The organism is Kosakonia oryziphila (assembly GCF_900094795.1).
In the GTDB taxonomy this organism is placed as follows: domain Bacteria; phylum Pseudomonadota; class Gammaproteobacteria; order Enterobacterales; family Enterobacteriaceae; genus Kosakonia; species Kosakonia oryziphila.
In genome coordinates, this window is record NZ_FMBC01000028.1 from 14,286 (window position 1) to 26,639 (window position 12,354).

8 protein-coding genes and 3 pseudogenes are annotated in these 12,354 nt (G+C 54.8%); 7 read left to right on the forward strand and 4 right to left on the reverse strand.

Features of this window, described 5'->3' with window-relative positions:
• Nucleotides 1-367: 367 nt before the first annotated feature.
• A pseudogene (locus GA0061070_RS14115) lies at nt 368-628 on the forward strand (ATP-binding cassette domain-containing protein); the annotation flags it as partial.
• Between the two features lie 148 nt (nt 629-776).
• Here GA0061070_RS14115 and GA0061070_RS14120 read toward each other — a convergent pair.
• Nucleotides 777-1,331, reverse strand: coding sequence for a HutD/Ves family protein (locus GA0061070_RS14120; RefSeq protein ID WP_090136724.1), 555 nt, complete (start codon nt 1,329-1,331; stop codon nt 777-779).
• Nucleotides 1,328-2,089 (reverse strand): histidine utilization repressor, encoded by a 762-nt coding sequence (gene hutC / locus GA0061070_RS14125; protein WP_090136725.1) that lies wholly within the window; start codon nt 2,087-2,089, stop codon nt 1,328-1,330. The genes GA0061070_RS14120 and hutC overlap by 4 nt, the downstream gene beginning before the upstream one ends.
• Before the next feature lie 109 nt (nt 2,090-2,198).
• Between hutC and GA0061070_RS14130 the strand changes: the two genes are divergently transcribed.
• A complete protein-coding gene (locus GA0061070_RS14130) occupies nt 2,199-3,566 on the forward strand; it encodes a formimidoylglutamate deiminase (protein ID WP_090136726.1) in 1,368 nt (455 codons plus the stop codon).
• A gap of 361 nt (nt 3,567-3,927) precedes the next feature.
• On the opposite strand, the gene GA0061070_RS14135 is transcribed toward GA0061070_RS14130, so the two are convergent.
• Both GA0061070_RS14135 and GA0061070_RS14140 read right to left on the reverse strand, forming a co-directional pair.
• Nucleotides 3,928-4,242 carry a putative quinol monooxygenase gene (locus tag GA0061070_RS14135; RefSeq protein ID WP_043956517.1) on the reverse strand — a complete coding sequence of 105 codons (315 nt, stop codon included), beginning with the start codon at nt 4,240-4,242 and terminating at the stop codon, nt 3,928-3,930.
• 34 nt (nt 4,243-4,276) lie between these two features.
• Nucleotides 4,277-4,858 (reverse strand): NAD(P)H-dependent oxidoreductase, encoded by a 582-nt coding sequence (locus GA0061070_RS14140; RefSeq protein WP_090136727.1) that lies wholly within the window; start codon nt 4,856-4,858, stop codon nt 4,277-4,279.
• Nucleotides 4,859-4,977: 119 nt separating this feature from the next.
• Here GA0061070_RS14140 and GA0061070_RS14145 point away from each other — a divergent pair.
• From GA0061070_RS14145 to GA0061070_RS14165, 5 genes and pseudogenes are all read left to right on the forward strand, one after another.
• Nucleotides 4,978-5,172: pseudogene (locus tag GA0061070_RS14145) on the forward strand (YgiW/YdeI family stress tolerance OB fold protein); the annotation flags it as partial.
• A gap of 117 nt (nt 5,173-5,289) precedes the next feature.
• The gene (parC, locus tag GA0061070_RS14150) at nt 5,290-7,548 is read left to right on the forward strand and encodes a DNA topoisomerase IV subunit A (RefSeq protein WP_090136728.1); all 2,259 of its coding nucleotides are present in this window, start codon (nt 5,290-5,292) and stop codon (nt 7,546-7,548) included.
• 222 nt (nt 7,549-7,770) lie between these two features.
• A complete protein-coding gene (locus GA0061070_RS14155; protein WP_090136729.1) occupies nt 7,771-8,508 on the forward strand; it encodes a 1-acylglycerol-3-phosphate O-acyltransferase in 738 nt (245 codons plus the stop codon).
• Between the two features lie 72 nt (nt 8,509-8,580).
• Nucleotides 8,581-9,993 carry a cell division protein FtsP gene (gene ftsP / locus GA0061070_RS14160; RefSeq protein WP_090136730.1) on the forward strand — a complete coding sequence of 471 codons (1,413 nt, stop codon included), beginning with the start codon at nt 8,581-8,583 and terminating at the stop codon, nt 9,991-9,993.
• 83 nt (nt 9,994-10,076) lie between these two features.
• A pseudogene (locus tag GA0061070_RS14165) lies at nt 10,077-12,328 on the forward strand (YgiQ family radical SAM protein).
• Nucleotides 12,329-12,354: the final 26 nt, after the last annotated feature.

Consider the following 12,354-nt stretch of genomic DNA (forward strand, 5'->3'; position numbering starts at 1 on the left):
ATTTTACATATAAAACAGTAGCTTGATGTATTTTGTCTTTTGTAAGACGTTGAGATACAGGATTTTAGCGCGCTTTTCTACACTGTTATTGTGCTTAACAGCAGAAAAATGATCATTTTTAGTGCATTTATGTGCCGCTTTATAGCGAGTGGACAGAGTTAACCAGCAGGGGAAATCTTCATGGTTATGCTGATTTTATTAACTCAATATTTTTATTTTATTGTTTTTAATGTGTTTTTATTTTTTGATGTATGTTGCGATTACGTTATGGCACATGGCTTGCATGTTGTACATACAAGGATATACATAAAGCATTTTTGCATCACCGTCATAACGGGACGGTAAATGATGACCATAAGGCGTAACGATGATTACTTTCAATAATGTGACCAAGCATTACGACGACGGCACCGTCGTGGTCGATGGCCTGAACCTTGTCGCGCCAGGAGGCAAAAATACTGTGCTGGTAGGGCCGTCGGGCTGCGGCAAAACCACCTCATTACGCATGATCAACCGGCTGGTCGAACCCTCTTCCGGCACGATTTTGCTCAATGGCGAATCCACTGCACAGATGGATGTGGTGCAGTTGCGTCGACGCATTGGTTACGTGATCCAGAATGCCGGGTTATGCACGCTGTTCGGGATCTGATTGCGGATGGCGAACTGAGCCGCCAGCTCGTTTTATTGATTAAGGAGGAGTGAAACGCGGGGGAAGGCTTTTTATTCAAACGGACTGGCGGCGTTCAGAACAGGCAGGCGCCGCAGCTTACCGGGCGTTAGTGGGATGTCAGCGTCACGCAGGCGAAAAGCGTGTCGCTGTCTGCGTGGACGGTAACCGTTGCCGGGTTATCGATTAACAGGCTGTCGTAATGTTGCAGGGTATGGCGTTCACTCTCGACGGTAATATCAAGCAAATTTCCGGCGTTGAACAGCAGCATCGTTTCCTGTTGATGTTGCCATGCGCCATCGCGCAGCCAGCGCACCGTTGCCTGGGTGGTTTCATGGCGATAAATCACGTTGAAATCGAGTAACGGCCCGCCGACAACCTCGCAAAACACTTCGCTGTCGCCATTAAAATCCGTCGCCTGAAAAGGCGAAATTAACGCGCTGCGCTGGTCATCAACCGTCAGAAACATGCCTTCGCCTTCCAGCACGCTGATATTTCGCAAGTAGCCGGAGAAACGTGAGAACGCGCCGTCTTCGCGGATCGTCGCAACCGATATGCGCCAGTCATACTGTTCACTGGCGGGGAAACGGTACACTTCGCGGGTAACGCCCTGGCCATTTTTCCAGCGCATCTCAGCGTAGCCGCTATAAGGTAACTGCTTCATTTGCGCATGCTTCCTTCCAGGCGGTAGCGCGAACCCGGATAGACCAGGCGCACACTGGTGACGATTTTCTTGTCCTGACGACCGGTCCAGGTGCGGCGGTTCACTTGCAGGCAAGGAGTGTGCTCATCTATTTCCAGATAAACGCACTCGCTGCGGGGCACGTTCACGGCCTCGATAATATGCTCGCCCTCAACAATTGGCGCGATGGAAGAGAGATAGGCATTTGGAGTGATACGGGTGAAATCCTGTTGCAGATAGTCCGGCACAATCAGCGCATTCACCAGCCTGTCTTCCAGCATCACCGGAACGCCGTTTTCATAATGACAAATTAGCGAATGGAACAGGCGGCTGCCTTTCGGCAGATTAAAGGCCAGAGATTGCTGAGCATCTGCATGCAGTTGAGTCAGCTCCAGCACTCTGGCGTGATGGCGGTGACCGCGGCTGGCAATCTCATCGGCAATGTTGTTGATTTCCAGCAGCGCCGACTGCCCGCGCACTTCGGCGACAAAGGTGCCAACGCCCTGCATGCGCACCAGTAGCCCTTCGGCGGTTAGTTCACGCAGCGCACGGTTAATGGTCATCCGGCTATAGCCAAACTGGCTGACCAGCTCACTTTCGGACGGCACGCGGTAATTCACGGGCCAGGTACCGCTGTGGATATTGGTTTTAATCATGCTTTTCACCCTTTCATAGAAAGGGGCTGGCTGATCGAGATGCGTTTCGCCTGCGGCTGCTTTAAAAATTTCGCTTTGCTCCATTAACCCTTCCTCGGCCGGATAACCGTTGAAGTTTACTCTACGCACAATTGGATGTATATATATAAACATGTATATACATCTTCCATGACGGCAGGTGACGAGGGGATATATGACGGTATATTTCGCGGCAAAAGCATTGTTGCCGCAGGGCTGGGCGGAGAATGTCCGCATTACGGTTTCCGCACAGGGCATCATCACCGCGCTGGAAAGCGGTAGTCAGCCAGACGACAATACGATTCGCCTGGACGGTTTCCTGGTGCCGGGCATGCCAAACCTGCATTCGCACGCCTTTCAGCGTGCAATGGCCGGGCTGACCGAAGTGGTGGGCGATCCGGCAGACAGTTTCTGGACATGGCGCGATTTGATGTACCGGCTGGTGGATAAAATCACCCCCGAACAACTGGAAACCATCGCCAGCTATCTGTACATCGAAATGCTGAAGGCCGGTTATACCTCGGTTGCCGAGTTTCACTATTTGCACCACGATCGCGGCGGAAAACCTTATGCGCAGCCTGCCGAACTGGCATTGCGTATTTCACGGGCGGCGAAAACGGCGGGCATTGGCCTGACATTGCTGCCGGTGCTTTACAGCTTCTCCGGTTTTGGCGGGCAGCCAGCGACCGCCGGGCAGAGTCGCTTCATTCACGATACGGAAGGTTATCTGGCGCTGCATGAGGCGCTGACCTCGCAGCTTGCCGCTGAGCCGATGCAGCGTACCGGGCTGTGCTTCCACTCACTACGGGCCGTTACGCCGGAGCAGATGCAGAGCGTGCTCAACGCTTGCCCGCAACCGCAACCGGTGCATATTCATATTGCCGAGCAGCAAAAAGAGGTGGATGACTGTGTTGCCTGGTCCGGGTTGCGTCCTGTTGAGTGGCTTTACCAGCAGATGCCAGTGGATGAGCAGTGGTGTCTGATTCACGCCACGCACCTTACGCCGCAGGAAACCCAACAGATTGCCGCTTCCGGCGCAGTGGCGGGCCTGTGTCTGACCACTGAAGCTAATCTTGGAGACGGTATTTTCCCCGGGCCGGACTACCTTGCGCAACAAGGGCGCTGGGGGATTGGCTCCGATAGCCATATCAGCGTCAGCGTTAGCGAGGATTTGCGCTGGTTTGAGTACGGGCAGCGGTTAAACAAACGGCGGCGCAACCTGCTCCATCTGCCGGATGAACCTTATATCGGCAATGTGCTGTATCAGGGCGCATTGCAGGGCGGACGCCGCGCGCTGGGGCAGGCGATTGGTCAACTGGCGCCGGGCGATCGCGCAGATATGCTGCTGCTCGACAGCCGCGATCCCTTCCTTGCCGCCGCAGGCGATCGTGAACGTCTGAACCGCTGGATTTTCGCTTGTTCGACGAACCCGATAAAAAGCGTGATGACCGGAGGCCGTTGGGTGATTGAAGCGGGGCGTCACGCGCAGGAAGAGCAGGTGGCAGCCGCGTTTATCAAGGTCATGCAGCAACTGCTGGCGTAAAACAAGGGATGCCGGGTGGCATCCCTCGCAATCCAGCCGTTCCATACGTCTTTTTCCGCACAATTATCAGTGCGTCACCATAACAAAAGCGCACCACGGGCAACAGTCAGCGCCGTTGCGACGCGTGATTTTTACGGTATTGCAGCGACGAATAATAAAGCCACTACCGGGTAGCTGAAATATTCTTTCTACCCTCTGTCTGGCAATAACGGGGGGAATGAGTGCTGTAGCTGAGGGGATTACTTCTCTGTTGAGGCGCTGGCGCGTTTTTCGCTTACTGGTAGAGATAAAAACGCCGGATAGCGGCTGTGCTTATCCGGCTTTCGTCACTTCCCCTCGCCGAGCGATGAGGGGCGCGTGCTCAAAGACCCGCTTGCAGAATGCGGATATGCGTTTCCAGCACGTCGCCTTTGACCGCTTCGCTCCACGCTTTCATGTGCGGCGTTTGCAGGTGCGCTTCAAGATGCGCCACACTTTCCCACCGCTCCACCATCATAATGGAATCCGGCGCAGTAGCCTGGAAACTAACGCCCGCAGCGTGATCGACCAGCGGCTCATAGCCGTGACAACCCTCTTCCTGCAACACAACAGGAACGATTTTCGCGAACTGATCGAGCACCGCCTGGCGATGATGTTGCCCGGGACGGGTACGGATTTCGGCAATAACTGTCAACATAATTGGCTAACTCCTTCTAAGTCCAGCTACACAGTTAAGCAAAAATCTCCGCCAGATGCTTGCGATATTCTGCGATATAGCGCGGCACATCCGGCATTTTAATTACGTCATTGGTGATAAAAGTCGGCAGCGCTTCCATACCGAGGAACTGATTCGCTTTGTGGAACGGCAGGTAAACACCATCAACGCCAACACCGTGGAAGAACTGATCTTTCTCGGTGAACGCTTCCAGCGGCGCATTCCACGTCAACGATAACATATAGGTTTTGCCCTGAATCAGACCACCGGAACCGTATTTTTTGGCGGCATCGGAACGGGTGCGGCCATCGCTGGCGTACAGTGAGCCGTGACCTTCGGTGAATACGTCGTCCATATATTTCTTCACGGTCCACGGCGCGCCCATCCACCAGCCCGGCATCTGCCAGATAACGGTGTCGGCCCACAGGAAGTTTTGCACTTCCGCTTTGATGTCGTAATCGCCGTCGGTACGCACGGTTTTAACATCATGTCCGAGGTCACGCAGAAAGCTTTCTGCAGCTTCGGTCAGTGTGTCGTTCAGTTGGCCATTCGAGTGCGCGAATTTTTTTGCACCGTTGATAATCAGAATATTGCTCATGGAACGTCCTTAATCAAAATCGAATGGCGGCAATGCTACCCTGAACATCGGGACGGAAAAATTGGCAAAAAGTGCAAAGACTTTTACGTTGGCTGCAATAATCGCGCTACCACGTCATTATTGTCGAGCGCCTCTCTGACCATACCTATTTATTTAAGGATGCAACTGGCACCATCAATGTCGATATCAACCGTAAGCGCTGGAATGGCGTGACGGTCGGGCCACAGGATGTGGTTGAGATCCAGGGCGAAGTCGATAAGGACTGGAATTCGGTGGGAGTCGACGTCAAAGAGATCCGTAAAGTCACTCAGTAAGCGCCTGTTGCGCGCGAAAAATCGCTCATCGCTATGACTCTTAGCCGCAGATAGGGTAGTATCTGCGGCAATATTGCCGCTGCACAGGCGGTCGCATACGTTGAGGAATCTCGATTAATGAGCGATATGGCAGAGCGCCTTGCGCTGCATGAATTTACGGAAAACGCATACCTGAACTACTCCATGTACGTCATCATGGATCGTGCGTTGCCGTTTATCGGTGATGGCCTGAAACCGGTTCAGCGCCGCATCGTTTACGCAATGTCAGAGCTGGGCTTAAACGCCAGCGCGAAGTTTAAAAAATCCGCCCGTACGGTCGGCGATGTATTGGGTAAATACCATCCGCACGGCGACAGCGCCTGTTACGAAGCGATGGTGCTGATGGCGCAGCCGTTCTCCTATCGTTATCCGCTGGTGGATGGTCAGGGCAACTGGGGCGCGCCGGACGATCCGAAGTCCTTCGCCGCTATGCGTTATACCGAATCCCGCCTGTCGAAATACGCCGAACTGCTGCTCAGTGAACTGGGCCAGGGCACCGTTGACTGGGTGCCGAACTTCGACGGTACGTTGCAGGAGCCGAAAATGCTGCCTGCTCGGTTGCCGAACATCCTGCTGAACGGCACCACCGGCATTGCCGTCGGGATGGCGACGGACATTCCGCCGCACAACCTGCGTGAAGTGGCGAATGCTGCCATCGCCCTGATTGAACAGCCGAAAACCACGCTCGATCAACTGCTGGACATTGTGCAGGGGCCTGATTATCCGACCGAAGCAGAGATCATCACTTCCCGCGCTGAAATCCGCAAAATCTACCAGAATGGTCGCGGCTCGGTGCGTATGCGCGCGGTGTGGAAAAAAGAGGATGGCGCAGTGGTGATCACGGCGCTGCCGCATCAGGTTTCCGGCGCGCGCGTGCTGGAACAGATTGCCGCCCAGATGCGCAATAAAAAGCTGCCGATGGTCGACGATCTGCGTGACGAGTCGGATCATGAAAACCCGACACGTCTGGTGATTGTGCCGCGCTCTAATCGCGTGGATATGGAGCAGGTGATGAATCACCTGTTCGCCACCACCGATCTGGAAAAGAGCTACCGCATCAACCTGAACATGATCGGTCTGGATGGTCGTCCGGCGGTGAAAAACCTGCTGGAGATCCTTACCGAATGGCTGGCGTTCCGTCGCGATACCGTACGCCGCCGTCTGAACCATCGTCTGGAGAAAGTGCTTAAGCGCCTGCATATCCTTGAAGGTTTGCTGGTGGCATTTCTCAATATCGACGAAGTGATTGAGATTATCCGTACTGAAGATGATCCGAAACCAGCATTGATGTCGCGTTTTGGCATCAGTGAAACGCAGGCGGAAGCGATCCTTGAGTTAAAACTGCGTCATCTCGCCAAACTGGAAGAGATGAAAATTCGCGGTGAGCAGAACGAGCTGGAAAAAGAGCGCGATCAGTTGCAGGCGATCCTGGCTTCCGAGCGCAAGATGGACAATCTGCTGAAGAAAGAGTTACAGGCTGATGCTGCGGCATTTGGCGACGATCGCCGTTCGCCGCTACATGAGCGTGAAGAAGCGAAAGCGATGAACGAGCATGACATGCAGCCGTCTGAGCCGGTCACCATCGTTCTGTCGCAAATGGGATGGGTGCGCAGCGCCAAAGGCCATGACATTGATGCGCAGGGTCTGAGCTACAAAGCCGGAGATAGCTGGAAGGCGTCGGTAAAAGGTAAGAGCAACCAGCCCGTGGTGTTTGTTGATACTACCGGGCGCAGCTACGCTATCGATCCGATTACGCTGCCATCTGCGCGCGGCCAGGGCGAGCCGTTAACCGGTAAGCTGACGTTGCCGCCGGGCGCGACGGTTGAGCATATGCTGATGAGTAACGACGATCAGAAGCTGCTGATGGCTTCCGATGCTGGTTACGGTTTTGTCTGTACTTTCAACGATTTAGTGGCGCGTAACCGGGCCGGGAAAACGCTGATCAGCTTGCCGGACGGGGCGAAAGTGATGCCGCCGCTGGCGATCGAAAACGATGACGATATGCTGCTGGCCATCACCACAGCAGGACGCATGCTGATGTTCCCGGTAAGCGATCTGCCGCAGTTGTCGAAAGGTAAAGGCAATAAGATCATCGGTATTCCGTCGGCGGATGCGGCGAAAGGTGTTGATGGCCTGGCGCATCTCTATTTGTTGCCGCCGCTCAGCACGCTGACCATTCACGTCGGCAAACGTAAAATCAAACTGCGTCCGGAGGAGTTGCAGAAAGTGCAGGGCGAGCGCGGACGTCGCGGTACGCTGATGCGCGGCTTGCAGAAAATCGACCGCGTGGAGATTGATGCACCTTCCCGTCCGACGGCAGGCGATAGCGAAGAATAATCTTCCTAAAGTGTGCGCCTCTCCTTTCTCGAGGGGCGCATGTACACGTAAAATTTCCCGTAAAAGCGTTGTTTATTCGTGCATTGCGATTAACAATACGTTGTTTTAAAGGCCGCATAACACAAAAGCCCAGACCAGTAATGGTCATCGGTGGTACAGCCTGTCTTGGCGTCATTGCAGGCATGGATATTATGCTCAAAGGTATGGGCTTCAGAGGTCGCTATGCTATTCATTTTTCGTGTAATCATCGTTGTTATTTACTCCATTCTGGTGTCTGTATTCGGCTCAATCTACTGTCTGTTCAGTCCGCGTAATCCTAAGCATGTCGCCACGTTCGGCCATATGTTTGGTCGCCTTGCGCCAGTGCTTGGGCTGAAAGTGGAAACCCGCCTGCCGCCGGGCGCTGAGAAATTTGGCAACGCTATTTACATCGCCAACCACCAGAACAATTACGATATGGTTACGGCGTCCAGTATTGTGTTGCCGCCAACGGTGACAGTGGGCAAAAAGAGCCTGTTGTGGATCCCATTTTTCGGCCAGCTTTACTGGCTGACAGGCAACTTGCTTATCGACCGTGATAATCGTGCGAAAGCGCACGGCACCATTGCTCAGGTGGTGAAACAGATCCAAAAACGCAATATCTCCATCTGGATGTTCCCGGAAGGCACACGCAGCCGTGGCCGTGGCCTGCTGCCGTTTAAAACCGGCGCATTTCACGCGGCGATTGCGGCGGGCGTGCCGATTATCCCGGTTTGTGTTTCCACTACGTCTAACAAAATCAACCTTAACCGCTTGCGTAATGGGCTGGCGATTGTCGAGATGCTGCCGCCTATTGATGTGACGCAGTTTGGTAAAGATCAGGTTCGCCAACTGGCGACGCACTGTCATGATCTGATGGCAAAAAAGATTGAAGAGCTTGATAAAGAAGTTGCCGAACGCGAAGCAGCGGGTCGGGTTTAATCTTTCGTCACAAAGCAAGTCCGGCGGCGGTATCGCTTTCGGCGTATTGAGTTAGTTTTACACGGAGCAAATATGTCACTCAGTCGGCGTCAGTTTCTTCAGGCATCAGGAGTTGCGCTTTGTGCAGGCGCGGTGCCGCTGAGCGCAAATGCTGCCGGGCAGCAACCTCCGCTGCCGGTTCCTCCTCTGCTGGAATCGCGACGCGGCCAGCCGTTGTTTATGACGCTGCAACGCACGCACTGGTCATTTGCTACCGGTACCCGCGCGCAGGTCTCCGGCATTAACGGGCGTTATCTGGGGCCGACTATTCGCGTCTGGAACGGTGACGACGTTAAGCTGATCTACAGTAACCGGCTGGCGGAAAATGTCGCCATGACCGTCAGCGGTTTGCAGGTGCCTGGCCCACTGATGGGCGGTGCCGCGCGGATGATGACGGCGAACAACGACTGGGCACCGGTGCTGCCGATCCGCCAGAGCGCGGCAACGCTGTGGTATCACGCCAACACGCCAAACCGCAGCGCTCAACAGGTCTATAGCGGCCTTGCCGGTATGTGGCTGGTGGAAGACGAAATCAGCAAATCGTTGCCAGTGCCGAACCACTACGGCGTGGATGATTTTCCGATCATTATTCAGGATAAAAGGCTGGATAACTTCGGTACGCCGGAGTACAGCGAGCCAGGGAGCGGGGGATTTGTCGGCGACACCCTGATGGTGAACGGCGCACAAAGCCCGTATGTTGAGGTCTCGCGCGGGTGGGTGCGCCTGCGTTTACTGAATGCCTCCAACTCCCGCCGCTATCAGTTGCAAATGAGCGATGGCCGCGCGCTGCATGTGATTGCAGGCGATCAGGGTTTTTTACCTGCGCCCGTTACAGTGAAACAACTGTCGCTGGCACCCGGAGAGCGTCGCGAAGTGCTGGTAAATATGACCAACGGGGATGAAGTGTCGATCACCTGCGGCGAGGCGGCGAGCTTGATGGACAGGCTGCGCGGTATTTTCGAGCCGTCCAGCATTTTAATCTCCACGCTGGTGCTGACGCTGCGTCCGACCGGGCTGCTGCCGCTGGTGACTGATACGCTGCCGATGCGCCTGCTGCCGTCCGATGCCATGGCCGGCACGCCGACGCGCAGCCGCGATATTACGTTGGGCAGCGATCCAGGCATTAACGGCCAGTTGTGGGACACGCAGCGTATTGATATCACCGCTCAGCAAGGGACATGGGAACGCTGGACCGTGCGCGCGGAAATGCCACAGTCGTTCCACATTGAAGGCGTAATGTTTCTCGTGCGCAACGTGAACGGCGCGCTGCCGTTCACGGAAGATCGGGGCTGGAAAGACACGGTGTGGATCGACGGGCAGGTTGAGCTGCTGGTGTGGTTCGGTCAGCCTTCATGGCCACATTTTCCTTTTCAGTTCCAGAGCCAGACGCTGGAAATGGCCGATCGCGGTTCGGTGGGGCAACTACTGGTCAACCCATCGGCATAAATTCCACAGTCTGATAATGTATTTACCAAACTTATGTTTCCTGTGCTTTTCGGGCAAGGGAAACAAGCGCGTAATACTCCTTCATTTCCCGCTACAATCCGGCGTATAATCGCCGGCCTTTGATTATTTTTTTACCAATTTTGGAAGCAAAATGAGCGCAATATCCCTGATCCAGCCGGATCGAGACCTTTTCTCCTGGCCCCAATACTGGGCGGCCTGCTTCGGCCCTGCGCCTTTTTTGCCGATGACGCGCGAAGAGATGGATCAACTTGGCTGGGATAGCTGCGACATTATTTTGGTTACCGGCGATGCGTATGTTGATCACCCGAGCTTCGGTATGGCGATTTGCGGCCGTATGCTGGAAGCGCAGGGTTTCCGCGTTGGCATCATTTCCCAGCCGGACTGGAACAGCAAAGACGATTTTATGCGTCTGGGCAAACCGAACCTGTTCTTCGGCGTAACCGCCGGGAACATGGACTCGATGATCAACCGTTATACTGCCGATCGTAAGCTACGCCACGACGATGCCTACACGGCGGATAACGTTGCCGGTAAACGTCCGGATCGCGCCACGCTGGTTTATACCCAGCGCTGCAAAGAGGCATGGAAAGATGTGCCGGTGATCCTTGGCGGAATCGAAGCCAGCCTGCGCCGTACCGCGCATTACGATTACTGGTCTGATACCGTGCGCCGCTCGGTATTGATTGATGCCAAAGCGGATATGCTGATGTTCGGCAACGGTGAACGGCCGCTGGTTGAAGTGGCGCACCGCCTTGCTGCCGGAGAGCCGATCGCGGAGATCCGTGATGTTCGCAACACGGCGATCATTGTTAAGGAAGCGTTGCCAGGCTGGAGCGGAGTTGATTCCACCCGTCTGGATACGCCGGGCAAAATCGATCCTATCCCGCATCCTTATGGTGAAGATCTGCCGTGCGCAGATAATAAACCGGTCGCACCGCAGGCGCAGGAAGTGAAGCGTGTCACCGTTCAACCGCCGCGTCCGAAACCATGGGAGAAAACCTATGTGCTGCTGCCTTCCTACGAGAAGGTAAAAAGCGACAAGGTGCTCTACGCGCATGCGTCGCGTATTTTACACCATGAAACTAACCCAGGTTGCGCCCGTGCGCTGTTACAAAAGCATGGCGATCGTTATATCTGGATCAACCCGCCAGCAATCCCGCTTTCCACCGAAGAGATGGACAGCGTTTTTGCACTGCCGTACCAGCGCGTGCCGCATCCGTCATACGGTAAGAGCCGTATTCCGGCGTATGAGATGATCCGCTTTTCGATCAACATCATGCGCGGCTGTTTTGGCGGATGCTCTTTCTGCTCCATTACCGAGCATGAAGGACGCATTATTCAGAGTCGCTCTGAAGATTCGATCATCAACGAAATTGAAGCGATCCGTGATTCGGTGCCGGGCTTTACCGGCGTGATTTCCGATCTGGGCGGCCCGACGGCCAACATGTATATGCTGCGCTGCAAATCACCGCGTGCGGAGCAAACCTGCCGTCGCCTCTCCTGTGTCTATCCGGATATCTGCCCGCACATGGACACCAACCATCAGCCGACCATCGATCTCTATCGCCGTGCGCGCAGTCTGAAAGGTATCAAGAAGATTTTGATTGCCTCTGGTGTGCGTTACGATCTGGCGGTGGAGGATCCGCGCTATGTGAAGGAACTGGCGACGCACCACGTTGGTGGTTATCTGAAGATCGCGCCTGAGCATACCGAAGAGGGGCCGCTGTCGAAAATGATGAAGCCGGGCATGGGCAGCTACGATCGCTTTAAACAGTTGTTCGATACCTACTCGAAAGAGGCGGGTAAAGAACAGTATCTGATCCCATACTTTATCTCGGCGCACCCAGGTACGCGTGATGAGGATATGGTGAATCTGGCGCTGTGGTTGAAACGTCACCGTTTCCGTCTCGACCAGGTGCAGAACTTCTATCCTTCGCCGCTGGCTAACTCAACCACCATGTATTACACCGGCAAAAACCCGCTGTCGAAAATCGACTACAAGAGCGAGGAAGTGGTTGTGCCGAGAGGGGATAAGCAGCGTCGTCTGCATAAAGCGCTGCTGCGTTATCATGATCCGGCGAACTGGCCGCTGCTGCGCGAAGCGCTGGAAGCAATGGGCAAAAAGCATCTGATCGGTTCACGCCGTGATTGTCTGGTGCCTGCGCCGACGCTGGACGAGATGCGTGAGGCACGCCGCCAGAATCGCCAGTCGCGTCCGGCCCTGACCAAACACACACCGATTGCGCACCAGCGCAGCAACGGCAAGAGCGCCGCTGCGGCCCCGGCGAAAAAGCGCGCGCCGCGCGTTCGTTAAGCGCAATAGCAAAACCCGGCAAAAAA